Source organism: Shouchella sp. JSM 1781072, assembly GCF_041949915.1.
Lineage (GTDB): Bacteria > Bacillota > Bacilli > Bacillales > Bacillaceae_D > Shouchella.
In genome coordinates, this window is record NZ_JBHFQE010000002.1 from 141,523 (window position 1) to 164,796 (window position 23,274).

Sequence of the window (23,274 nt, forward strand, 5' to 3'; positions counted from 1 at the left end):
CCTTTTAATTGCTTCTTTCACCTCTCCCCTTTTTCAACCTTCACAAAACGCTAATTATTGGTAAATTATAAGAAGTCTCTTTTCTTATTTCCTCTTTATTTCGCGGCTTTCGCTTTCTGTACTTGCGGATTCTCCATAAAATAGACTTGGTTTCTCTTCTTAAGTACAACAACTGAAAACAAAAGCGCTACTAGCATCAATGAAAGCGCAAGAACAACAATTGTTACGCGCAACGAAAAAAGATCAATGATAAGCCCTGTTAGTAATACAAGTATAATTTGCCCCATACTTTGACCAAGTTGAAAGATACTTGTCACTCTTCCCATCATTGGCATCGGCACGTGGTTCTGATAAAACGTAGTCATGCCTGCATTCACAATGACATTAAAAAATCCTAAGATGATAAAACCAACAGCAATGGATGCAAACGACCAAGAAAATGCGTAAATGACATACCCAATCGTCATAAAAAACATGCCACTCGCAATCATCCATCGTAATGTAAAATGATTGGCAAAAAAAGAAAGAATGATAGCGGATACAAGCGAACCAATTCCGGTTATGCTAATCAGGAAACTATAGTCGAGTTCAGATAACCCTACCGCATTTTGCACAAATACAACTTCTTGCACATCCAGCGCAAATGTAAATAAAAGCGTTAATTGAAAAGCGATGTAAATCCCCATTGAAAACGATTCGTTTTTGATAAACGTTAAAACGATTGTAAAATCGGTCTTTACTTGGTGCAACGTTAAAGCTGGCGGTTTTATACGTTGCCCCTCTTGTTCTTCTGGTAGAAAGAATAAAAGACTCGCCGCTACAACGAATAGAAATGCATTTATAAACAGCGTAACGGAAGAGGAAAATGCTAAAAGAAGCAAACCACCAATGGCTGGACCAATAATAAACGCACTAGATGACGTAAAAGATCGAATAGCATTAAAGCGCTTCCTAAGCTCCACAGGTACAAGCATTGTCGTATACGTGATCGATGCCGGAAAGAAAAAGGACTGCGCGAAACTTAACACGATCAACAGGAAATAAATGAAAAAGAGATTTGGCGCAAACGCAATCATTGCGATGCCTACTGCACGAATGAGATATGTCGTCATCATAATGAGTCGCTTGCTCCTGTAGTCGATAAAACTACCTGTCCACAACTTTGTGAATATATTAACAAGTGGACCGATTATCCACAGGGCCGCAACGGCTGTTGCCGACCCTGTTAGTTGAAGAACTAAAATATTTATCAGAATTAAATAAATGAAGTCCCCGATGTTTGCAAGACCTGTTGTACCAAGGAGTATCGCTGGATGCTTCCACTTTTTCATACAGGCAAATGGCGATTTAAGAAGCGAATGATCGTCTCAAACATCGTGATTCGATTTTCCACTTTTGTAAAACCATGTCCTTCGTCTTCAAAGACAAGATAGTCGATGTCTGTACCTTGTTTCCTAAGCGCATCAACAATTTGATCTGATTCTTCTTTGACAACCCGTGGATCATTTGCGCCTTGAATGACGAGCATTGGTTTTGTCATTGATTCTAAATATGTAATTGGTGAATCTTTTATTAACCGTTCTTTATCTTTTTCTGGATTGCCAACCCACCGATCCATTACAGGTTTCCATGATTCTGGCACGGTTTCAACAAAGCTAAATAAATTGGATACCCCACAAATATCGACAGCCGCTTTAAACCTTTCTGGGTGGCGACCATGTAATAAAAGCGTCATATAGCCTCCATAACTTCCCCCTAGAACAACCAATTTTTCCGGATCCATTTTTTTCTGTGCAGTTAATACATCCAATCCTTCGAGAATATCAGAACGCGGCCCCTCGCCCCAGTCTCCTTCGACCATTTTTGTAAAACTTGCTCCATATCGAGTTGATCCCCGGTAATTAGGCATAAAAACTTGATAGCCTTCATAAACAAGAATCTGGCTATTGGCGTCATATTCTAAAAGGTCCGCCCATTGCGGCCCACCATGTGGCATAGGCACGGTGTATCCATTCGCTTTATCAGGCTGTGGCTTATACAATAACGCCTCAATTTCTAACCCGTCGTACGAAGAATAACGGATCACATCAGGCTCACTTAATTCTTGCTCATGTATACCTGTCACACGCACATCTGTTAGCTGGCTCCATTCCTTTTCGTGATACATGTAAATGTTGCTTGGTCGTGTTGGCTTTGAACCTAGCACAACGAGCGCCCCTGAAGTAGTAAGTTCGACTTGCTCCACAGATGTTATAGGTAAGGCTAGTTCTTCATAAGTGCCTGTATCGAGATGATAGAGATAGCATTTATCTAGCACACCTGCTGTTGTAATCAGATAGATCAATGTTTCATCTTCCGTTAATGTCAGGCTCGTTATCGCTTCCCCATTAATCGTCAAAAGCTCTTCAAATGTCTTTGTGTCGGGATGATAACGTGCTAAAAAACTAAACTCTTGATTAACATTTGTTGTAAAGTAAACCGTTCCATCTTTTACAATCACACTATCCGAAGTCACATGCTCGCGATCAGCGTCTGGAATCAGAGGTTCGCTTGTTCCATTTCTATAGAGATAGCCGACACTCGATGTATTTCCGTAAAATTTTGCATAGGTAAACGACTGTTCATCCTTACTTAATGCAGAAAAAGATAATCTTGCCCCTTCTCCCTCTAAAACCATTGACTCCTCTTCTGTTTCAAAATGATAGGTGTATAAATTAAAATACGTTTTATTATCCTGATCCGATGTATAGTATAGCTGTTGACCAGTCTTTGATTGCGCACACACGTTATAATGCGTGTTCTCTTTTGTTCGAATCGGGGTCAACTCTCCTCCTTCAACGGAGAGACCATACAATTGTGCTTTTTCGTTTCCATCGTGGTCAAAGCTGACGATCATAAATGTTCCATCCGTACTAAAACGTAAATCGTATGCCTTCTGTCCAACAGAAGTCAATTGATATGGAAATCCAACCTCAACATCCATCGCCCAAATTTCTGGTACGCCTGTAAAGTCAGCTTGAAATGCAATCGTCTTCCCATCTGGACTTACCGTAAACTGCGTTACTTTCACCGTTTTTAAAAATGCTCGTACATCTGGTTTTGTGAACGTTACCATCCAATCAATCCTTCCATTCCCTTTAGAATCATTCTAACTTTCTGTTTATTGACTTTAATCTTCCTTAACCATTTCCCCTCTTACTGGTTCAACATCATGTTTTATGCGAATTGATTGTGCTGAAAAAGGGTCTTGCTGGTTCATCACATGAAAGTGGATATGCGGTTCTGTTGTATGACCAGAGTTGCCACATTGTCCGAGAAGTGCACCCTTTTCTACAAAATCACCCACCTTTACCATGGCACTATGTTGTTTCATGTGACAAATCAAGCTATATTCATCGTGATTATGTTTTAAAATAACATAGTTTCCACAGGGCTGATCTTCATTCGTAAGGACGCCTGGCTTGACATCTTCTTCTGTTGATACACACTGAACGACAGTTCCCTTACAAGGCGCATAGACTTCTTTACCAAACGCATAATAGTTTTCATTTTGATCAGGTTCGCCATCAAACGTATAGCCGTTGCGACTCACTACAAAATCATAAGCATACCGCTGTTGTTCGAGGGGGTAATGGTAATTCACAAGTTCGTTTGTCCCTCCCCAAAACGTCAACCAACTACCTTTAAACGGAAAAGCGTACGTATTTTTTGACCACAGCTTGTCTGATGGGTAAGCCATCCTAGCAGGTACAATTTGGAACCCATAAATAATATGCTCTTCAGAAAATAACACTCGTAATCCTAATGCTTCCTCATGTGCCAGCCATTGGTATTCTGTAAAACCCTGAATCTCCATTGTTGAAATCTGGATAAACTGTAGTTTTTCGTTTAGATGTTCCTCACAGAAAGCAGTAAATGCTTCAAGACTTATTTGTTCTCGAAACGCGACACTTAATTGCTGATAAATCGATTCGTATCCCTTACGAATTAACACTTCTACAAAATTAGCCGGTGTGACCGCATACATTTTTTTCATTCTTCACACTCCACAGTTAAGTTTTCCTATTCTCTATACTGCTTTCTCATGAAAAAGGTTTCAATTCATTGTAGCTATAGCAACTCATGCCTGTAAATAATCTAAGCTGAATTTTTTGATATTTGTCTTGTTTAAATTGATAACTTAAATTTGGTACAAAAAACTAATAATCAAGTTAAAATGGCGAACGCTTACCACAGGCACAAGCGAAATCCGTATGCACTGCACGATCACTTGCGCATACGGTGTCTTCTTTGCCGATTAGTTTTCTTAATAAAAAAAACTTCAATGTTGGGGAAATTGAAGTCAATTGTTGAAATTACATGGTTTCACTTTCATCAATATAATGTTTTTTAGTCCACTTTTTTCGGACAACAGGTACTAATAATGCTAGAATTGTAATTCCTAGAAAGGATAATACAACAGGATTGTGGAAAAAGATTGATACATCTCCATCAGAAATCGTAAGCGCCATTCTAAAATTTTGTTCCATCAAACCACCTAAAATAAAAGCTAGTATAAAAGGAGCAGCTGGAAATTTCAATCCTTTCATTATTACTCCTATTACGCCAAAGAATAATAATAAATAAAGATCAAATGTGCTAAATGAAACAGAATAAACACCTACTACGCAAAACGTTAATATAAGTGATATAAGTAATGGTCGAGGAATTTTTAGTAGCTTCGCGATATATGGAATAAGCGGCAAATTTAATATGATTAAAATGATATTCCCTAAATACATACTCGCGATGATTCCCCAAAATACTGAAGGGTTCTCTGACATTAATAGCGGACCTGGCTGTACACCTAGAACTAAAAACGCCCCTAATAATACTGCCGTCGTGCCTGAACCAGGTATTCCCAAACTCAAAAGCGGTACAAATGAACCTGTTGAAGCTGCGTTAGTCGAGGTTTCAGGTGCAGTTAATCCCTTTATAGAACCTCTACCGAATTCTTTCGGACGTTTAGACAAGCCTTTTTCTGCCACATAACTCATAAAAGAAGCAATTGTTGCCCCTGCTCCAGGTAAAACTCCAATTACGAAGCCCAATATAGAATGCCTCGACATTGGCCCTGCCATTTCTTTTATATCTTTTTTTGTCAGTTTAATTGAACCAATATTAGACATATTTTGTAAGGAATTATCCGAACGATTTTTAATTAATTGCGTAACTTCCGCTAATGCGAACAAACCTAATGCAATAACTAGAAAATCAATACCTTCTAGCAAGTTTACCTCACCAAATGTAAAGCGTTTCGTACCCGTTTGTGAATCAATTCCAATTGTCACAATCATGAATCCTAAAATGGCAGATATATATGCACGGATCGACGAACCTTCTGAAAAACTGGTTATGGCAATAATCCCCAGAAGCATTAGTGCAAAATATTCAGGAGGACCAAAGGTAACTGCAAGCTGTGCAAGGAGCGGTGCAAATAGCATAAGAAACAACGCTGCAACTGTTCCACCTACAAATGAAGCCACCGCAGCAATAGCCAATGCTTTACCCGCCTGCCCTTTTTGCGCCATTGGATAGCCATCAAATGTCGTTGCAACGGTACTCGCTGCCCCAGGCGTATTAAGTAAAATCGATGATGTTGAGCTTCCAAAAATGGCTCCATAGTAAACGCCAGCCATCATCACAAGCGCAAATACAGGCTCCATTCCATAAGTTATTGGAATCATAACTGCAATTGCAGTTATAGGCCCCAGTCCTGGCATAATGCCAATTGCTGTTCCTATCAATACGCCAATGGCTACGAATAATATCCCTTCAAAACTAAAAGCTACTTGAAAACCTTCAATTATTCCACTAAATGTATTCATTTTTCTCACCTCTACCAACTTCTAAAATGGTAAAATACCTTGCGGCAATGCAATCCCTAATAAGCTCGTAAATAAGAAATAAATAGTTAGAGGGACTACTCCAGAAACAGCAACATTTGTCAGATGTTTACGATAACCTAGAAATAAGGAGCTACTAAATAGAAATACACAAGTTGATAGCACAAATCCTATTGGTTCTAGCAAGAGGATGTAAGCGAGAAGCATACTAAACATTGTAAGTAACACCGCAAGATCTTTCTTTTTCATAAATAACGTCGCATCTTCGTCTGACTTTAGAAAAAATAATACAATCGACAATACCAGAAGTGCCCCACCTAACAAAAACGGAAAAACATCGGCGTCGATAAGAATATACTCGTAATTAGGTAGATTGAAAGTCAAGATAAGATAAATAAGCGCAATAGCGGCTAATACTAGACTAATTTTTCTATTCATTGGCATCCCCTTCTTCAGCGCCCTTCAGCAAGTAAACCAAGTTCTTTCATAATAACTCGATTCGACTCTACTTCTTTTTCAATAAATTCAGCGTACTCTTCACTATCCATAAACATCTCTGTCCAGCCCAGCCTTTCTCTAATCTCAGCGAACTGTTGAGAATTGTTTACCTCTCTTAAAACCGATTCGTAATATGATACTTGTTCTTCCGATAAGATACTCGGACCAAATACCCCTCGCCAAATTACATGCACGGTGTCATAACCTTGTTCAATCGCAGTAGGGATGGAAGAAATATCCTCTCCTTGAACTCTCTCTTCTGCAAACACCGCCAATATTTTTATATCACCAGCTCGATGCTGTTCAATGGAACCTGCACCTAGTGTTGACGATAATATTTGGACGTGACCACTTAACAAACTTGGAATTCCACCTGTTCCTGGGTCAGCAACATATCGAATATCCTCCATACTAACGCCAGCTTCTGTGGCTAAATCTACAAACTGAATATGCTGCTGCCCTCCAGGAGTATTTGTTCCAATAACCGTTAACTCTGAAGGTCTCATTTTGTAATCTTCCATTAATTCACTTAATGAATTCCATGGTGCATTTCCACTAACTGCAATAATTCCATAGTCAGCTGCTAAATTTGCAATTGGTGTTAGATCATCCCAATTATAGTCAGAATTACCAGATAACATTGAGTAGATCATATGAGATGAGGTCGTAAAGAACGTATGATCACTTTTTTGATTTTCAATATAAGCCCAACCAACTGCTCCAGTGCCACCTGGTTTGTTGACTACACCTATATTTTGTTCCATTAAACCCTGTTCCATAATGACATTTGTTATCATTCTAGCTGAAGTATCCCAGCCCCCACCAGCACGAGCTGGTGCCACAAACTCAATGTCCCTTGTTGGTGACCATGCTTCATCACTAGGATTTGTAGAAGAATTACCACTTCCGCACCCTACCAATAGAATTAACAAACACACTACAAACATTAATTTCATCGTACTCATCCCCCTCCTTCAAAGTAAACGCTTACATTTTGTGTTAATTAATGCAAAAGATGTGCCAATTTAATTTCTATATATATAAATGAATTATAATAGGTACTCATAGTCATTTTTATGAATGATAACAACAATATCATTTGTGAAATTTTTGTTATTAATTTGGCGACGACGCCCGCGGGAACAGCACGTGTTTGAAGACATTGGAGCGAGATTTTACGCGAGAATGGCTGAGACCGTGCCCGGGGCAAGCGTTCGCCAATTAAGATAAATGTTCGTTATTATGACACGATGTAGGGGTGATGAAATTGATTCATATATAAAACCAATCTTTTTTGTTACTTTTTTTAACGTGTGTTCATTATTTGAACAAATTAAAAATGCCTTCGTTTAGAAGACATTTCACTTTATTCAAAATAAGCTTCCACCTTCGTCTGATCTAAAAATGCGAACATCGACTTCACTTGTTCTTCTGTATTTCGCCTCGTTGATAATGGTGGTAACGAATCGCGTGTAAAAAAACCGACTTGGTCTGTTTCCACCCCTTTACTTGCTGTGCCGTCTATAATCTCACATTGTAAAAACACTTTATAGTAATGAAATGGCTGAAGGGGATGGCCGTGCTTCTGCATATCATACAATCCTAACAACCTTGTAGCTTTTGTTTGATAGCCTGATTCTTCATAGATTTCTTTTTCCACATTTTCTTTTGCAGACGAACCAACCTCACAGAACCCTCCTGGTAATGACCAAAGCTGATCTTTCTTTTCGCGAACAAGCAGAACTTTATTATCTAGAAACACAACACCTCTTCCATCAAGCTTTGGCGTTTGATAGCCTGATTCGTTTTCAAACAAAGTTTTTACAATTTTCGTATCCACATCACCGTAATTAGCAAGGATGTCCGCACTCATGGTTAACAATTCATCGTAACGTTCTACGTCATAGGGGTCGCTTGAAAATGCTTTTCCTGATTGGGCAATGGCTTGAATACGATTTGCCCAATGAAGCCATTTGTTGCTCATCATCTTCACCTCGTCGTAAAAATACAATTGTTCACAGAGAGATTTCATTAGATATCCACCTGCCTCTCAATTTGAATTGTACCATTGTAACGATAAAAATAGCTCATCGTATGAACGATAAGCTATGTATGATGTGACATTAATTTAGATCATTAATGACATGCTTTACAAATTCTTCAGTTGTCTCTAACTCTAGATCGGTATTTTCCACTCCACCAATATAAAGTTTGATGCTCTCGTCACCTTGCGCTCTACCATCGGAACGAGCAAAGATGCCTCTGCTTAAGCCAGGCTGAGCCTGTTCAAGTTTCTCATGAAGCTCTTCCGCGGTACTAAGAAGAATGTCTCCATTAACGACGGAAGTATCAAGTTCAATTAAAATCCTAGCCTGATCGTCATCTTCACTTACAAGCGTGGAGTAGGCTCTCGATATTAAATCTTTCCCTACATGGTAGTCATATTCAACTGTAGAGCTTGTCCACAAATGGTCAATTGGTTCCTCCCCGTCCACATGCTCTTCAATTGGTTCTCCACTAAAAAAATATGGAAAAAATAATAGACTTGCCACTAGCCACTTATTCATCGCTTCACCTGCTTTCAAAAAATATTCTTCTACTATTCTATGAAACATAGGCAATAAATATGCATATTGTATTTGTAAGATTTTGTTCGTTTTATGATCGATTTGACGGGGTACTTGTAAAATACGAAACGATTTGAAAGGGGCAACATCATGAAGCACATCACTTTATCCACTATCTTCCTGTCAGTTCTTTTGATCACAGGCTGTAATCAAAATACGTCTGTACCGGGTCTTGGAAATACAACGGAAGATTTTGAAGCTGAGTACGGAGAAAATGAAATCAATCAAGACGAGTCAAACTATGATTATACCGATAACACAGGTTATCTATCTGTTTCTTTTGAAGTTGAGCGCGCTACAGAGATTCATCTAGACTTGCAAGCGTTAGAACGAGATGAGTTTTTCTCTGAAGAAGACGCAATTGAACAAGTTCGTTCCCATTTGCCATATGATGTTACGGAAGAAAATCGCAGCAATGAAGGAGATTACACAGAGCTAACCTATACAAGTGAACAACTTCTTGAATTTGTTCCAGAATTTGAATCAGATAATGGCGAAGCAGTCATTACAGTGGAACTTATGGGATCAGAAGAAGGCTATACAGAAGCGTCCCTCATGATTGAAGGCGATTCTAGCAATTAACGTTTATCTCTTCGCTTAAACGGGAAAGATAGTATTGTTCATTATTTTTAGCATTTGGAGGTCAAAAATATGCTTTGGACAATTATTGGTATTATTCTTGCCGTTTGGCTCGTAGGACTTTTACTCGATGTTGCAGGTGGATTTATTAATTTACTTCTTATCGTTGCGCTCATTGTACTTATTATTCAGTTAGTCAGAGGCGGTAAGAAATAGAGAAACCCGGCATTCTTTAGAATGTCGGGTTTTTGCGTTTAAGCATCAGCGTTTTCTTTATGAAAATCGAGACCTGATTCTGTTTTGTGAATATAGCCTGAGCGAATAACGAAATCACCGAAGTGCTCTTTCTCTACTCGATTTTTTGCATAGTCATGAATGATCGGTGCAAGGGTATCAAGAATTTCTGTTTCGCCAATGTTTTCTTTGTACATTTTACTTAAACGTTCACCAGCAAAACCAGCACCTAAATAAAGATTATACTTACCTGGCGCTTTACCGATAAAGCCGATCTCAGCTAGCGCTGCTCGTGAACAGCCATTTGGGCACCCAGCCATGCGTATCGTAATATCCTCATCTTTTAACCCCGCATCATCCAATACATATTCAAGTTTTGAAACGAGGGACGGCAAATATCGTTCTGACTCCGCCATCGCTAAACCACAAGTAGGAAAAGCTACGCACGCCATTGAATTTCTCCGTAAGCCTGATGTGTACGTGCCGTCTGATAACCCATGCGCTTCAATTAACGCTGTGATTTGCTTTTTCTTTGCTGATGTGACGTTACTAATAATGACGTTCTGGTTACCTGTTAAACGAAAATCCCCAGAATGGACCTTGGCAATTTCTCGTAATCCAGTCATTAGTTGATAGTCACCATCATCTTTAATTCTGCCATTTTGTACAAAAAGCGTGTAGTGCCAACGGCCTCGTATCCCTTTCGTCCAGCCATATCGATCGCCGTTATGATCGAATTGAACCGCCGTCGCCTCTTCTAACTGCCATCCTAACCGTTCATGCAGTTCCGTCACAAGCCAATCTAGACCACGTTTATCAATTGTATATTTAAATCGCGCATATTTACGCTCTGAACGATTTCCATAATCTCGCTGAATGGTAATGAGCTTTTCAGCTACATCAACCATCTGCTCCGGTTTACAAAAACCTATTATCCGTCCCAGCTGAGGATAGGTTTGCTGGTCGCCATGAGTCATACCCATCCCGCCACCTACTGCAATGTTAAACCCTTTTAGTTTCCCATCTTCAATGACCGCTATATAGCCGATATCTTGCGAAAACACATCCACATCATTAGCTGGTGGGATCGCTACGCCAATTTTAAACTTTCTTGGCAAATAAAGCGGACCATACATCGGTTCAACCTCTTCTTGTTTCGGTGTTTCAGCAACTTTTTCTTCATCAAGCCAAATTTCATGATAGGCTCTTGTTTTCGGCAGCAAATCATCGCTCAATTTCCGTGACCATTCATACACTTCTTGATGGTAATCTGACTGATATGGATTTGGTGTAATCATGACATTTCGATTGACATCCCCACACGCTGCAATCGTATCCATAAGCGCTTCATTGATTCCTTGGATGCTTTTTTTCATATTCCATTTTAAAATGCCGTGAAGTTGAAACGTTTGCCTCGTTGTTAATCGTAACGTGCCATTCGCATATTCGCGCGAAAGTTCATCCATCTTAAGCCACTGATCAGGTGTTGCCACTCCTCCTGGCAGTCGAACACGCACCATAAATTGGTACGCAGGTTCAAGCTTTTGTTGTCTGCGTTCATCTCTTAAATCGCGATCATCTTGTAAATAACTACCGTGAAATTTCATTAAGCGATTATCATCATCATTGATGCCAGCACTAATCGGTTCATTTAATGCTTCTGTTAACGTGCCTCGTAAATAATGACTATCCTCTTTTATCCGCTCTACGTCACTCGGAGGTCCATCCTGTGCTTGAATTTCATCAATCTTTTTCACTGCCATCCCTCCATTAATATACGTCTCGCAAATATCGGTTTTCTTGTTGCATTGCTGTTAAATAAGCATTCGCTTCATCGTCACTTTTTTGTCCGTGTTCTTTAATAATCTCAAGCAAGGTGTCCTGAACATCTTTTGCCATTCGTGTCTCATCTCCACATACATACACATAGGCACCTTTTTCTAACCACGAAAATAGTTCGCCTGCATGTTCTTTCATCCGATGCTGGACGTAAACTTTTTCTTTACCATCTCGTGAAAATGCCACATCCATTTTGCTTAAGACCCCTTCTTGCAACCAGCGCTGAAAGTCTGTTTGATAGAGAAAGTCGGTTGTGAAATGCTGATCTCCGAAAAATAACCATGCTTGGCTTTCCACGCCGAGCTCTTCTCTTTCTTCTAAAAAGGCACGAAATGGCGCGACACCCGTTCCAGGGCCAATCATAATAATGGGTGCTTCTTGGTTTTCAGGTAAACGGAAGCTTTCATTTTTTTGAATAAAAATTGGCAGTGTATCGCCTGGCTCTTTTCGCTCGGCGCATTCAACGGAACAGACCCCTGTTCGACTCCGTCCATGTGCATCATATCGCACCGCACCAATCGTTAGATGCACTTCGTCTGGCTCCGCTTCAAATGAACTTGCAATCGAGTATAAGCGTGGCGGCATCTTTCTTAAGATAGCTGCAAAATCACTTGCGCCACCTTTCCACGGTCCATAATCTTGATAAAGATCAATCAAGTCACGACCTTCCAGATACGCTTTTAATTCTTCTGAAGACTCGGCTTGAAGAAGCTGTGAAATCGCATCATTTTCAGATAAAAGGGATGCTTTTTCTAGTAAAGGCTTTGTTAATACGGTTAGCTCAAACTGTCGCTGTAACGCTTCTTTTAATGGAAGGACATCGCCTTTTTTATTAATTGGTACCGCTTCTTCTGGGTCCCAACTGGTTGCTTCGAGCAGCTGGGTCACTAATACGTCATCATTTTCCGGGAAAATCCCTACACTGTCTCCTGGTGCAAAAGACAAGCCAGATCCTTCAAGGGATAACTCAAGATGACGGGTTTCTTTTATAGATCCTCGTCCATTTAAATTAATATTTGTTAACACTTCTGCTGGAAATGGATTTGACCTTGAATAAGTAGCTGTTCCCGCTGCCGGTGCTTCCACTTGTTGTGTAGAACTGCTCTGCTGTTCACCAGCTTGGTCTGTTAAACTTTTTAGTACGCCTTGAATCCACTCATTTGCATCTTCATCAAAATCAAGATCGCAGTCTACGCGAGGAAACAGACGTGTGCCGCCTAATTCAGCCAAGCGCTCATCGAAGTCTTTACCTGTTTGGCAGAAAAATTCATACGACGAATCACCTAAAGCTAATACCGAATAAGCCACCCCATCTAACTTCGGTGCTTTTCTACTGTACATAAATTCATGGAACGTGATCGCATGATCAGGCGGGTCACCTTCTCCGTGTGTGCTTACGATGACGAGCAAGTGCTTTACATCCTTAAGCTGTTTTGGCTTATATGTATGCATCGATGAAAGGGTAACGTCTACACCTTGTTCCTTCAGTTGATCTGCCGCTTGTTGAGCGAGTTGCTGTCCATTTCCTGTTTGCGAACCATAGAGAATCGTTGCCTCTCGTTTTTCAGCAGTCGGACGTTGAGCTTGTGCCTGCTCGGTTTCCACACTAGCCGCTATTTCTTGAACAGCAGTGTTTCCTGAAGCAGCCATATAGCCACTTAACCATACTTTTTGCTCTTGCGTTAAAGATGGCAATAGTTGATTAAGCCATTCAACTTGTTCTTTGCTAAATGGACTGTTGGTTGTTTGCAACTGCAAGTGATTCACCTCTTACCTTCTTTTTTCTAATGATGCGAACGCGTTGTTGAACCATTCTTCTCGGTTTGGATCTCGTAATCGTTCAGGTCGAGCTAATTCTTTTAAAACGGCAAGCTTTTCTTCCCTTTGCCCGTCTTGCGCTAATAACTTTTTTCGAGCTTGTTGCAAAAAAACCAAGTCCCTTTCAGCGTTTTCAGGCAATGCTTCTTCAAGTATTGCTTTTATTCGTTTTGTATATGAAGGGCTTGCACCAGCGGTCGAGACACTCACACTCAATAGTCCCTTATCAATTTGAGCAGGTACGTAAAACTGTCCTGCTTGAGCGTCATCGCACGCATACATCATTTGACGAGGGGCTCGATTGTTCATGAGTGAGCGATGGAGCTCTTGATCGGTTGTGCAGAGAAATACCCAATCGGAAAGAAGGCTTTCTTGTCCCGTTAAACTACGCTGTTCCCAGTGGAAGCCATCTTCTTGTATCAATGCGTCCCACTCCCCCACTAAACGAGGTGCAAGTACATGGACGTTTGCCCCAGCGTGGATGAGCGCTTTGCAACGTTTATGCGCAACCGTTCCACCACCTACAACGGTAATCGTTAGTTGAGATACTTGAATCATGTAAGGCAGTGCACCTGTCATCGTTTCATCACGTCCATTGTCATTGCCTCTTTTACTCGTGCTTCTAAGACAGCCTCTAAGCCAAAGTCAAAGCCAAGAAAATCGCAAAGAATGTAGTTCGTTTCGGTATTATTCTCTCTTTCTTCAATGGACTGCGAGAGCTCATTCATTAGCACGCCAGTAAACAATAAATACGGGAGTACATACACTTTTTTTGCGCCCAACCGCTCACACTTCTTTAGACCTTGTTCAACTGTTGGAGTGGTTGCTGCTAAAAACGCAATCTCCACGTTGTCGCACGCCATTCGCTCATAAAGCAGCCGCCCAATTTTAGCCACATCGCTCGGTTGGTTGCCATCGCTTGAACCACGACCAATGAGTAAAATGGTTGTTCCTTCTTCTCTGTCGTGATCCCATTCCTGCAAGCCAGCAGCTTTCAGACGATCAATAGCGACTTGAATCACATCGTCATGAATGCCAAAAGGGCGTCCATACGTTAGTTGTAGGGAAGGATACCTCTTTTGTGCTTCCTTTAATTCATTCGGAATGTCTTTATTTGCATGAAAAGCGGTTAGTAACAAAACAGGAACAACGGCAATTTTGGTTGCACCTGCTTGTACGCACCGATCAATGCCATCTTGAATAGTTGGCGCTGTTAGCTCAATAAATGCGTGCGTTTGAAACGCTTCAAAAACTGGTTTTAATCGTTTAATAAACGTCTGAAATTGTTCGTTTCCAGCTTGAACGCGACTACCGTGACCGACATAGAGAATGGCTTGCATGTTGATTCACCTGCCCTTGCCAATCATGTAACCACTGCCCTAAACGACTTTGTGCGTGGCTGTCGATTAAAAGACCTCGCAACGCTCTTTTTTCCAATTCACAGACAACGTTGTGTGAGTAGCTATATATTGGTAGGTTACGCAATGCTGGATAATCGTCTAGTAATCTGTCTAAAATTTGAAGCTCCTCTACAGTTGAGACGAAAACATCTGTAATGGACTCTTCCTCTTTTAAACGATTTAATATGATGTCTGAAGTAGCCGTCCACTCAACTTGATCCCTTTCGTTTGCTGCATACGTAAATACCTCTCCAACTGGTTCTGTTAACAGTTGAAAGAATCCATAGTGTCGCAGTGCTTCTGTTGCTTCTGACGTCTCGCTAACAACATTCACCTTCAGCGACCGAACGTCCATTTTTTCTGCGATTAGTTGCTGAAAAAAAGCATGGACATCCTGCTCAGCTTGAAACACAAGTGAATCCCCTTCATTTAAAAGGTTTGCTAGGTTTAATCCTTGTTTTCTAACCACTTTTGGTTGATACGCCTCTGCCCCTGCTTCGCGCAGCTGCTCAACTAGCTGAGACCCAGATTGTGAGAGAATAAGAGGATAATGACCAAATAATGGTTTCTGTTCAAACCAGCTTTTCCCTTCATACAGAGCTGCAACATCTCCGACAAGAGTGATAGCTGGGTTCCCAATTCCATGCTTCTGAACAGCTTCGACGATTGTACTCAGTGTGGCTTTTACTACTCTTTGCTTACTCGTTGTCCCCCACTGAATACACAGTACAGGTTCATCCGCAGCTCGCCCATGTTGTTGAAATTGATCAACGATGTTAGGAAGGTTTTTTACCCCCATATAAAATGCAACGGTATCAATCTTTGACAAACCTTCCCAATCAAGTTCAAGGGAATTCTCTTTTTGACTGTGACCTGTTGCAACAGCAAAACTAGTTCCTTTTGTTCGATGTGTAACAGGTACATTCGCATAAGCTGGTGCAGCAATTCCAGACGTGACACCAGGTATAATTTCGTACGGAACATGGTAGTTTTCTAGAAAGGAAGCCTCTTCTCCTACCCGACCAAATACACTAGGGTCGCCACCTTTTAGACGAACCACGACTTGATGAGATTCTGCTTGTCGCACGAGTTCATCATGAATGGCTTCTTGGCGAAATACATGACGATTTGGAAGCTTTCCCACATAAATTAGGTTCGCTCCCTCTTTGGCTTCTTCTAACAAGAGCGGATTCACAAGACGATCATACAGAACCACATCTGCTTGCCGTAAACGCTGCATTCCTTTATAACTAATCAGACCAATGTCGCCTGGGCCTGCACCAACAAGAGAAACGGTTCCTTTTGCCATTGATCTCCCCTACCTTACAATCTGTTTGTCTTTTAAATAGTTTACGAGTTTCTCTAGCGACTCTTCGACTGACTCTTCCGCTGTATCGACAGTCAAATCTGGTTGGTCAGGCGCTTCATATGGAGAGCTAATCCCAGTGAAATGTGGGATTTCACCCGCTCGTGCTTTTTTATAAAGTCCTTTCACATCACGTTTTTCGCATTCTTCCAGATTGCAGCGCACATACACTTCAATAAATTCATGGTCAGCAAATCGTTCCCGTACACGCTCGCGATCTGCTTGAAAAGGGGAAATAAATGCAGTGGAAACAATGGTACCTGCGTCCACAAACAATTTACTAACTTCTCCAATTCGGCGGATATTTTCTACACGGTCTTCGTCTGTAAAACCTAAATCCTGATTTAGCCCTTGTCGAACATTATCCCCATCTAAGACATAGCTATTTAAGCCATTGTTGTAAAGCACTTGGTCAAGCGCATTCGCTAATGTAGATTTCCCCGAACCAGAAAGGCCTGTAAACCACAGCAAGCAGCTTTTATGATTGTTTTTTCTTTGACGGTCTTCTTTCGTAATAGTCGCATCGTGCCAAACAAGATTCTCAACTGACTTGCTCATGCATTCGCCTCCTGTTGACCGCGAATGAGAATCTCAACCACTTCTTTTCGGCTGAACTCCTCAGGTGGCAGTTCTCCTTTTGCTAACATCTCTCTGACTTTCGTCCCTGAAAGAATTACGTGATGTTCTTTATCGTGTGGGCACGTTTTTGAAGACGCCATATTGCCACATGTTTTGCAGAAGAAACTATGTTCAAAGAAAAGAGGCTTAATTCCTAATTCTTCAGCTTCGAACTCTTTAAAAATTTCCTGCGCATCGTATGTGCCGTAATAGTCACCGACACCGGCATGATCCCGTCCGACAATAAAATGGGTGCATCCATAATTTTTGCGAACGAGGGCGTGAAAAATTGCTTCTCGTGGACCGGCATAGCGCATCGCCGCTGGAAATACCGATAAGTGCACTCGGTTTTTTGGGTAATAATTTTCCAGCAAGACTTCATAGCTCTCCATTCTGACATCAGCTGGAATGTCTCCTGCTTTTGTCTCTCCAACAAGCGGATTTAAGAAGAGTCCATCTACTGTTTCTAAAGCCGCTTTTTGTATGTATTCATGAGCACGATGAACCGGATTACGGGTTTGGAAGCCGACAACGGTTTTCCAGCCTTTATCGGCAAATTGTTTGCGTGTTTCTGTTGGATCAAGATAATAAGAACCAAACTGTTCCCGTTCCAAGCGCTTTGTTAGCACAATGTCTCCACCTACGTAAAACTCTGGTCGAGAAAAAAGTTTTGCTACGCCTGGATGGGCCGTATCTTCCGTCCGATACACATGCTTGGCTTCTTTCTTTTTGTCTGGCTCATAAATTGATTCAATCGTAATAACCCCGTAAACATCGCCTTTATACACAAGTTTTGCTTTCATGTGGTCTTTTAATGCTTCTGCTTTTTGCTCATCTACAGGCAGCGTAATGGGCACGCTCCACGGCGCACCGTTAACAAGGCGCATGTTTTCCACAACGGCTTGATAGTCGTTTTCATTCAAAAAACCTGTTAACGGTGAAAACCCACCGATTCCGATAAGTTCTAAATCTGATAAAGCAAATCCATCAAGTTCGATTTCAGCCACTACACCCTCTGTTGAATAGTTCGGATCATATAGCTGCACTAAGTCTTTTTCTTTAACTAGCATTTAATCTTCTCCTTTCGTTGGAGCATGAAGCCCACATTCGGTCTTTTGATTTCCTTGCCAACGGCCGCTTCGATTGTCTTGCCCAGGCATAACTGGATTTGTACAATACGTACAGCCAATACTTGGATAATGTTGATCGTGAAGTGGATTATAAGGAAGTTTATGAAGCTCGATATACATCCAAATCTCTTCCTCTGTCCAGTGAATGAGTGGACATATTTTCACTTTTTTAAAGCGACGGTCTTGATTAATAAATTCTGTATTGGCACGGGTTGGTGACTGCTCTCTTCGCAACCCTGATAACCATGCATCAAAAGGAGCCATTTCTCGCTCAAGAACATCTAACTTGCGAATTTGACAACATTGATCGGGGTTTGACAACCATAATTTTTCACCAAACTGCTGTGCTTGTTCCTCCGGTGTAAGCTGCGGCTTTGCGAGTTTAATCTGCATATCTGGATAGCGCTGCTTCACTTTTTCAATCAGTTCGTATGTTTCTTGAAAATGAAAATCTGTATCTAAAAATAGAATGTGTGCGTCTTTTTGCACCTTTGATAATAGATCGAGCATGACCATGGCTTCTGCTCCGAAACTACACGCATAAACTAAATGTTCGCCGTATGTTTGTTGCGCAAACCGTAAAATATCAAGGCTATCTCGACTTTTTAGCTTTGAATTAAGGAGGTCATAATCTTGATCTTCCATTTCTTTATAAAGATAAGTCAATTTCGCTTCTCCTTTCTCATAAAACGTTCCTACTATAATTCCGTGTATTTTTATATGATTTAAAGAAATTCTACCCCTGTTTAAAAAGACTGTCAACTACTTATTTTCTAACTATTCTTGATGTAAGCCTGTTCTTCTCTTACCTATGGCAGCACCGTTTTTCCATGAAGCCACTATGTTTAACCTTTACTCAGAACGGTTAAATAAGATACAAGTCGAAATTCCTATTAAACGTTAAAGATTAAAAGGAGAGATGCACAATGGCACAAACAGTAAAGTCAACAGAAAAAACGAATGAACAACTTGAGCAAGAGCAACATACTCAGCAAGAGCAACAAGAAAACCGTGATCGTCTTACGTATGATGATGAAGTGATAAAAAAGATTGCTGCCTTAGCAACAATTGAAACAGAAGGCATTCTTGGAATGAGCGGCAGCTTCTTTCAAGGCATGAGAGAAACGTTTGGTGGTGATGAAAACATCACTAAAGGAATTCGTGCAGACGTTGGTGAAAAGCAAGTTGCCATCGATTTGGAAGTGTATGTAGAATACGGAAAAAGCATTCCCGAAATCTACAAAGACATTAAAGAAAGCGTCGGTCGAAATATTAAACAAATGACTGGCTTAGAGCTTGTAGAGTTTAATATGAACGTTGACGATGTATTCACAAGAGAAGAGTTTGATGAAAATCGGTCTAATTCCAAATCCCGCACTGACTCAAACCGTGTAGAATAGCAGATTTTAACCCCCTCGAAGTCTTTAGCCTTCGAGGGGGTTTTTTCAAAGAAAATAAAGCTGTCTTTAAGAGGAATCAACATCCCTCTAAAGACAGCTTCTTTTATTCTTCTTCCTCTAATTTGCCTTCTTTCCATCGTACTCTTACTAAATAAAGTGCTGGTACAACAAATAGGGTTAGGACAGCTGAAAATAGCGCCCCGGACACAATTGTTATGCCTAGTGGCTGGAAAAGTGTACTATTTCCAAATGCAATCGGCAGCAACCCAGCGATGGTCACAAATGAGGTTAACACGATCGGACGAAAACGCTGTTCGGCTGCAAGCATAACAGCTTCTTTTGGCGCCAGGCCTTCTCTTCTTCGCTGTTCAATAAATTCAATTAAAACAATCCCGTTTCGAACGACAATCCCAGCGAGACTGACACCACCCATTAACGACATAAACCCAAGACCCGTTTGGGTAATAAATAAGCCAATCATTGCACCTGAGAATGCTAAGTAAACGGCACTCAAGACAATAAACGGAATGGTAATGGAATAAAACTGAATCACCATTGCAATTAAAATAAGGAAGACGACGATGATAAAGATTTGCCCGATTTGAACAAACACTTCCGTACGCTCAGATGTCTCTCCACCTATGACTACGCTGTATTCGTCTTCTTCTAATGCAAGTAGTTCATCTTCAACCCCTGCAATAATCTCATCTGCAGATTGATCTTCAGATGGAAATGCTCGAACCGTAACCATTCGCTCGCCTTGTTGTCGAGGAATTCGGGGTTGGATTTCTTCCTCAGTTATCGACACGAGATCTGCTAAAGGTACGGCTTCTCCTAATTCACTAGAAATTGTAACCGTTTCTAATAATGTCACTTCGTCCCCTTCATAAACGAGACGCCAATCAAGTAACTCTCCCTCTTCATCAAAAGTTCCGAGTGGTACACCTTCTCCTAAAGCTGCCAATGCTTGAGATAAATCATCACTGACAATGCCGTTCTCTTCCATTGCTTCCCGATTGATTTCTAACAAAAAGGAATCTACTTGATTTCCAATGTTATCATCAACGTTTAACACGCCATTTTCGTTAAGTAAAAGTTCTTGTGCCTCTGCACTTTTTTCCATCAGTTGCTCAACAGATGGTCCACTTATGTCAATCGCGATTGGCGCGCCTACTGGCGGACCTGACTCGATGATGGACACTTCATACGTTTCAATGACTGAGAACTCTTCTGGTAGCGTTTCGCTCCACAAGTCCATTGCACTTCTAGCTTCAATTTGTTCTTTATCAATAAACACGAGGAAATTGGCTAGATTTTCACTTTCTTCTCCCCCACCATCAGAATTAAATAAACGCGGGATAGCTGTTCCAGAATAGCTGGAGACCGACCGAACAAAATCATGTTCTCCTAACCATGCCGCCATTTCTTCCGCTTCCGCTTCTGTTTGCGCAAGAGGCGTTCCGTCTTCAAGTGTCGTTTCAACAAACACTTCTTCTCGATCAGAATCCGGGAAGAACTCAATCGGAATCCACGGGATCAATCCATACGCTGCGGTTCCTAGAAACAAACCAGTGAACGCAACGATAAAGGGATGATTCACAACACCTCTCATTAATTTACGTCCGTACCATTGGCCACCTTTTTCTAAAACAGGACCTGCAATTCCTGCTGGGCGGCTATCTTGCTTTAACGGCTTCCTGTTTTCTTTCCACACTCGATAAACAGGCACACCGATTAACCCAACTGCGGTTGAAGCAATAATTGCGCTCACGACTACAACTGGAAGTGGACGAATAAATTCCCCTGCGCCACCTGGTAAAAATAAAATTGGAAAGAACGTAAACACAACGATGATCGTTGACGTAATGACAGAACCAAGTACTTCTGTCGTTCCTTTTCTTGCCGCTTCTTTCGGTGATTTCCCTTGCCTTAATTGTCTTTCAATGTTGTCATTCACCACGATCGCATCATCGACTAAAATCGCTAACACAAGAATATAAGCAATCAATGAAATTTGATTTAAGTCTACGTTGAAAAATGGTAATGCAATGGAGCCAATACTTAATGATACGGGAACAGCTATTGCGACGCTAATAGCGGAGCCGATTCGTAAACCAAGTGAACAGACAATTAGTACTGCTAAAAACGCAAATGCGAATGACCAAGCCAAATCTGCAAATAAATCCGAGACAAGGTCCGACTGTGAGTATAAAAGCTCAATTTCTGCCCCCTCAGGTAAATCCGCCGCGAGTTGTTCCACAAAGCCATCAAGTTCTTCTTGCGCACTTGGCACACTGCTACCTGACTGCAAGGTAAACGTAAGAGAAATGGCTCGTTCCCCATTAAATTGAACGGCTTCTTCACGTGCTTTAAATTGTTGTTGCATCGTTCCTACGTCTTCTAGACGAACAAGATCCCCTTCATCATTTACACCAACAGGGAGCTCATTAAATGATGAAACATCTTGATATGTATCAAGGTTGACTGGCACAACGGCTTCTCCATTTTCCCATTCACCAATAGGCGTGACATTTTCTTCACCTTGCAACACGCCAAGCACTTGGGCAAAAGAAAGGTCGTTTTCTTCCATCGCGTCAGCATCCAATGTGACGGCAACTTCTTGTCCCACTGTTCCTTGCACGTCAACACCGGTAATATCAACAAGTGAAGATAGATTTTCTTCATATGTTTCAATCATTTGCTGTAACGTTTCTACGTCTACATCATCATCGTACGTTATTTGGTACGTCGCTAACCCTTGATCTCCTAAATCCGTTTCCACTTCCGGGTTTGACGCATTTTCAGGTAAGGAAGATGCCAGCCCATTTACTTGTTGACTAATATCATTCCAAAGCGCTTCTTTGTTTTCGACACTTTCGTCGAGTTCGACCGTAATAAGAGACAGACTCGGTGCCGAGACTGATTCGTATGACTCGATTTCTTCATAGTTTCCAAGAATATCCTCTACCTGAGCGGTAATTTGTTGTTCCACTTCCTCTGATGAAGCCCCTGGATATGGCGTGACAATTTGACCAATCGGTGGTTCAAATTCCGGAATTTCTCTTTGTGAAAGCTGCGAAAAACTAATTGCTCCAACAGCTGTAAGCATAATAAAGAATAAGACCGTCAATTTCGGCCTATCTAAAATCCATCGCATATTTAACCCCTTCTCTAAATCAGTATCACGGTTTCTTACCCTCTTTAATTGCAGAGAAAACATCCTATTCGTAAATAGATGTCTTCCTCAACATTCATTCGTTGCACACAAACACTTTATAACGAGGTCAATCACTTTTTTATTATGTAATAATTTCCATTGTATAACGAACGCACATTCGTATATAATAAAAGAAAAAACCGAAAGGATGTTCGATATGCGAAAAGAAGAACTGTTTGTAAAACGCGGAAATTTACTTTGGGAAGGCAGTCGAATGATGCTTCCCGAACATAAAGAAAGCTGGCTAAAATTACAGCAAGAAGAATCCTATATTCCACTGCACGAACCATTATCAGAAGATAGCTGGCAGGAACTTGGCGAAACGATCTTAGAAGCAATGAATGAACAGCACTGTGTAACGGTAACGATTTGGAACGAAGGTCGTTATCTTCCATTAGATGGTGTCATTACAAAATATGACGACTTGAACAAGCGCATCAAGCTCCTTTTTGACGACGATTATGAATGGCTTAACCTTCGAATGATTAAAGATGTTTGTCGAAAAAGTTAACTGAATATGACTGCTCTAATCAAAGAGACTCACATTCTGTCGAACTGCTTTTGTTTTTCTGAAAATAAGTATATATAGTGATAGATTTTATTGATTAACACTATATATTGTGTTAAATTACATGTATACAAGAAATCTATTAACTAAAAGGG

Annotated in this window: 22 protein-coding genes; 5 read left to right on the forward strand and 17 right to left on the reverse strand. The window is 40.9% G+C overall.

Annotated features, from left to right (window positions below; translation table 11 throughout):
* Positions 1-95 precede the first annotated feature (95 nt).
* From ACE1TH_RS10095 to ACE1TH_RS10120, 6 genes are all read right to left on the reverse strand, one after another.
* Positions 96-1,331 carry an MFS transporter gene (locus tag ACE1TH_RS10095; RefSeq protein ID WP_375078888.1) on the reverse strand — a complete coding sequence of 412 codons (1,236 nt, stop codon included), beginning with the start codon at positions 1,329-1,331 and terminating at the stop codon, positions 96-98.
* Entirely contained in the window at positions 1,328-3,115 is a 1,788-nt protein-coding gene (locus ACE1TH_RS10100) for a S9 family peptidase (RefSeq protein WP_375078889.1), read from the reverse strand. Before ACE1TH_RS10100 ends, ACE1TH_RS10095 begins: the two co-directional genes overlap by 4 nt.
* 54 nt (positions 3,116-3,169) lie before the next feature.
* Positions 3,170-4,036 carry a M23 family metallopeptidase gene (locus ACE1TH_RS10105; protein WP_099302321.1) on the reverse strand — a complete coding sequence of 289 codons (867 nt, stop codon included), beginning with the start codon at positions 4,034-4,036 and terminating at the stop codon, positions 3,170-3,172.
* Between the two features lie 319 nt (positions 4,037-4,355).
* Positions 4,356-5,867 carry a tripartite tricarboxylate transporter permease gene (locus tag ACE1TH_RS10110; RefSeq protein ID WP_099302322.1) on the reverse strand — a complete coding sequence of 504 codons (1,512 nt, stop codon included), beginning with the start codon at positions 5,865-5,867 and terminating at the stop codon, positions 4,356-4,358.
* A 21-nt stretch (positions 5,868-5,888) separates the two neighbouring features.
* A complete protein-coding gene (locus ACE1TH_RS10115; protein WP_255224766.1) occupies positions 5,889-6,323 on the reverse strand; it encodes a tripartite tricarboxylate transporter TctB family protein in 435 nt (144 codons plus the stop codon).
* A 14-nt stretch (positions 6,324-6,337) separates the two neighbouring features.
* Positions 6,338-7,339: a Bug family tripartite tricarboxylate transporter substrate binding protein gene (locus tag ACE1TH_RS10120; protein WP_255224765.1), complete on the reverse strand. Its 1,002-nt coding sequence runs from the start codon at positions 7,337-7,339 to the stop codon at positions 6,338-6,340.
* Positions 7,340-7,463: 124 nt separating this feature from the next.
* On the opposite strand from ACE1TH_RS10120, the gene ACE1TH_RS10125 reads away from it, so the two are divergent.
* Complete coding sequence (locus tag ACE1TH_RS10125) at positions 7,464-7,613, forward strand: hypothetical protein (RefSeq protein ID WP_375078890.1); 150 nt, start codon at positions 7,464-7,466, stop codon at positions 7,611-7,613.
* Between the two features lie 136 nt (positions 7,614-7,749).
* Here the strand turns inward: ACE1TH_RS10125 and ACE1TH_RS10130 are convergent, their stop codons facing one another.
* Positions 7,750-8,367, reverse strand: coding sequence for an NUDIX hydrolase (locus tag ACE1TH_RS10130; protein ID WP_255225345.1), 618 nt, complete (start codon positions 8,365-8,367; stop codon positions 7,750-7,752).
* Positions 8,368-8,506: 139 nt separating this feature from the next.
* A complete protein-coding gene (locus ACE1TH_RS10135) occupies positions 8,507-8,998 on the reverse strand; it encodes an N-acetylmuramoyl-L-alanine amidase CwlD (RefSeq protein ID WP_375078891.1) in 492 nt (163 codons plus the stop codon).
* Positions 8,999-9,100: 102 nt separating this feature from the next.
* Between ACE1TH_RS10135 and ACE1TH_RS10140 the strand changes: the two genes are divergently transcribed.
* A complete protein-coding gene (locus tag ACE1TH_RS10140; RefSeq protein ID WP_375078892.1) occupies positions 9,101-9,592 on the forward strand; it encodes a hypothetical protein in 492 nt (163 codons plus the stop codon).
* Between the two features lie 69 nt (positions 9,593-9,661).
* Positions 9,662-9,805, forward strand: coding sequence for a lmo0937 family membrane protein (locus tag ACE1TH_RS10145; RefSeq protein WP_141556784.1), 144 nt, complete (start codon positions 9,662-9,664; stop codon positions 9,803-9,805).
* A gap of 38 nt (positions 9,806-9,843) precedes the next feature.
* On the opposite strand, the gene cysI is transcribed toward ACE1TH_RS10145, so the two are convergent.
* From cysI to ACE1TH_RS10185, 8 genes are read right to left on the reverse strand one after another with little or no spacing between them, the layout of a single operon-like run.
* Positions 9,844-11,571 carry an assimilatory sulfite reductase (NADPH) hemoprotein subunit gene (gene cysI / locus ACE1TH_RS10150; RefSeq protein WP_375079280.1) on the reverse strand — a complete coding sequence of 576 codons (1,728 nt, stop codon included), beginning with the start codon at positions 11,569-11,571 and terminating at the stop codon, positions 9,844-9,846.
* A gap of 22 nt (positions 11,572-11,593) precedes the next feature.
* Positions 11,594-13,420 carry an assimilatory sulfite reductase (NADPH) flavoprotein subunit gene (locus ACE1TH_RS10155; RefSeq protein ID WP_375079281.1) on the reverse strand — a complete coding sequence of 609 codons (1,827 nt, stop codon included), beginning with the start codon at positions 13,418-13,420 and terminating at the stop codon, positions 11,594-11,596.
* 12 nt (positions 13,421-13,432) lie between these two features.
* Positions 13,433-14,038 carry a precorrin-2 dehydrogenase/sirohydrochlorin ferrochelatase family protein gene (locus ACE1TH_RS10160; RefSeq protein ID WP_375078893.1) on the reverse strand — a complete coding sequence of 202 codons (606 nt, stop codon included), beginning with the start codon at positions 14,036-14,038 and terminating at the stop codon, positions 13,433-13,435.
* Positions 14,039-14,055: 17 nt separating this feature from the next.
* A complete protein-coding gene (locus ACE1TH_RS10165) occupies positions 14,056-14,820 on the reverse strand; it encodes a sirohydrochlorin chelatase (protein ID WP_375078894.1) in 765 nt (254 codons plus the stop codon).
* Entirely contained in the window at positions 14,789-16,189 is a 1,401-nt protein-coding gene (gene cobA / locus ACE1TH_RS10170) for a uroporphyrinogen-III C-methyltransferase (protein WP_375078895.1), read from the reverse strand. Before cobA ends, ACE1TH_RS10165 begins: the two co-directional genes overlap by 32 nt.
* Before the next feature lie 9 nt (positions 16,190-16,198).
* Positions 16,199-16,804 carry an adenylyl-sulfate kinase gene (cysC, locus tag ACE1TH_RS10175; protein WP_255224758.1) on the reverse strand — a complete coding sequence of 202 codons (606 nt, stop codon included), beginning with the start codon at positions 16,802-16,804 and terminating at the stop codon, positions 16,199-16,201.
* Positions 16,801-17,934 (reverse strand): sulfate adenylyltransferase, encoded by a 1,134-nt coding sequence (sat, locus tag ACE1TH_RS10180; RefSeq protein WP_375078896.1) that lies wholly within the window; start codon positions 17,932-17,934, stop codon positions 16,801-16,803. The genes cysC and sat overlap by 4 nt, the downstream gene beginning before the upstream one ends.
* Positions 17,935-18,639 carry a phosphoadenylyl-sulfate reductase gene (locus tag ACE1TH_RS10185; protein WP_099303419.1) on the reverse strand — a complete coding sequence of 235 codons (705 nt, stop codon included), beginning with the start codon at positions 18,637-18,639 and terminating at the stop codon, positions 17,935-17,937.
* A 281-nt stretch (positions 18,640-18,920) separates the two neighbouring features.
* Here ACE1TH_RS10185 and ACE1TH_RS10190 point away from each other — a divergent pair, with 281 nt between their 5' ends.
* The gene (locus ACE1TH_RS10190; protein ID WP_099302334.1) at positions 18,921-19,394 is read left to right on the forward strand and encodes an Asp23/Gls24 family envelope stress response protein; all 474 of its coding nucleotides are present in this window, start codon (positions 18,921-18,923) and stop codon (positions 19,392-19,394) included.
* A gap of 103 nt (positions 19,395-19,497) precedes the next feature.
* On the opposite strand, the gene ACE1TH_RS10195 is transcribed toward ACE1TH_RS10190, so the two are convergent.
* The gene (locus ACE1TH_RS10195; protein WP_375078897.1) at positions 19,498-22,551 is read right to left on the reverse strand and encodes an efflux RND transporter permease subunit; all 3,054 of its coding nucleotides are present in this window, start codon (positions 22,549-22,551) and stop codon (positions 19,498-19,500) included.
* Between the two features lie 217 nt (positions 22,552-22,768).
* Between ACE1TH_RS10195 and ACE1TH_RS10200 the strand changes: the two genes are divergently transcribed.
* Entirely contained in the window at positions 22,769-23,122 is a 354-nt protein-coding gene (locus ACE1TH_RS10200) for a YolD-like family protein (protein WP_099302336.1), read from the forward strand.
* Positions 23,123-23,274 lie beyond the last annotated feature (152 nt).

Coding starts and splice junctions, on each gene's coding strand:
- ACE1TH_RS10095 (WP_375078888.1), bottom strand. CDS start 1,331: ATGAAAAAGTGGAAGCATCCAGCGATACTCCTTGGTACAACAGGTCTT.
- ACE1TH_RS10100 (WP_375078889.1), bottom strand. CDS start 3,115: ATGGTAACGTTCACAAAACCAGATGTACGAGCATTTTTAAAAACGGTG.
- ACE1TH_RS10105 (WP_099302321.1), bottom strand. CDS start 4,036: ATGAAAAAAATGTATGCGGTCACACCGGCTAATTTTGTAGAAGTGTTA.
- ACE1TH_RS10110 (WP_099302322.1), bottom strand. CDS start 5,867: ATGAATACATTTAGTGGAATAATTGAAGGTTTTCAAGTAGCTTTTAGT.
- ACE1TH_RS10115 (WP_255224766.1), bottom strand. CDS start 6,323: ATGAATAGAAAAATTAGTCTAGTATTAGCCGCTATTGCGCTTATTTAT.
- ACE1TH_RS10120 (WP_255224765.1), bottom strand. CDS start 7,339: ATGAAATTAATGTTTGTAGTGTGTTTGTTAATTCTATTGGTAGGGTGC.
- ACE1TH_RS10125 (WP_375078890.1), top strand. CDS start 7,464: ATGATAACAACAATATCATTTGTGAAATTTTTGTTATTAATTTGGCGA.
- ACE1TH_RS10130 (WP_255225345.1), bottom strand. CDS start 8,367: ATGAGCAACAAATGGCTTCATTGGGCAAATCGTATTCAAGCCATTGCC.
- ACE1TH_RS10135 (WP_375078891.1), bottom strand. CDS start 8,998: ATGTTTCATAGAATAGTAGAAGAATATTTTTTGAAAGCAGGTGAAGCG.
- ACE1TH_RS10140 (WP_375078892.1), top strand. CDS start 9,101: ATGAAGCACATCACTTTATCCACTATCTTCCTGTCAGTTCTTTTGATC.
- ACE1TH_RS10145 (WP_141556784.1), top strand. CDS start 9,662: ATGCTTTGGACAATTATTGGTATTATTCTTGCCGTTTGGCTCGTAGGA.
- ACE1TH_RS10160 (WP_375078893.1), bottom strand. CDS start 14,038: ATGATTCAAGTATCTCAACTAACGATTACCGTTGTAGGTGGTGGAACG.
- ACE1TH_RS10165 (WP_375078894.1), bottom strand. CDS start 14,820: ATGCAAGCCATTCTCTATGTCGGTCACGGTAGTCGCGTTCAAGCTGGA.
- cobA (WP_375078895.1), bottom strand. CDS start 16,189: ATGGCAAAAGGAACCGTTTCTCTTGTTGGTGCAGGCCCAGGCGACATT.
- cysC (WP_255224758.1), bottom strand. CDS start 16,804: ATGAGCAAGTCAGTTGAGAATCTTGTTTGGCACGATGCGACTATTACG.
- sat (WP_375078896.1), bottom strand. CDS start 17,934: ATGCTAGTTAAAGAAAAAGACTTAGTGCAGCTATATGATCCGAACTAT.
- ACE1TH_RS10185 (WP_099303419.1), bottom strand. CDS start 18,639: ATGGAAGATCAAGATTATGACCTCCTTAATTCAAAGCTAAAAAGTCGA.
- ACE1TH_RS10190 (WP_099302334.1), top strand. CDS start 18,921: ATGGCACAAACAGTAAAGTCAACAGAAAAAACGAATGAACAACTTGAG.
- ACE1TH_RS10195 (WP_375078897.1), bottom strand. CDS start 22,551: ATGCGATGGATTTTAGATAGGCCGAAATTGACGGTCTTATTCTTTATT.
- ACE1TH_RS10200 (WP_099302336.1), top strand. CDS start 22,769: ATGCGAAAAGAAGAACTGTTTGTAAAACGCGGAAATTTACTTTGGGAA.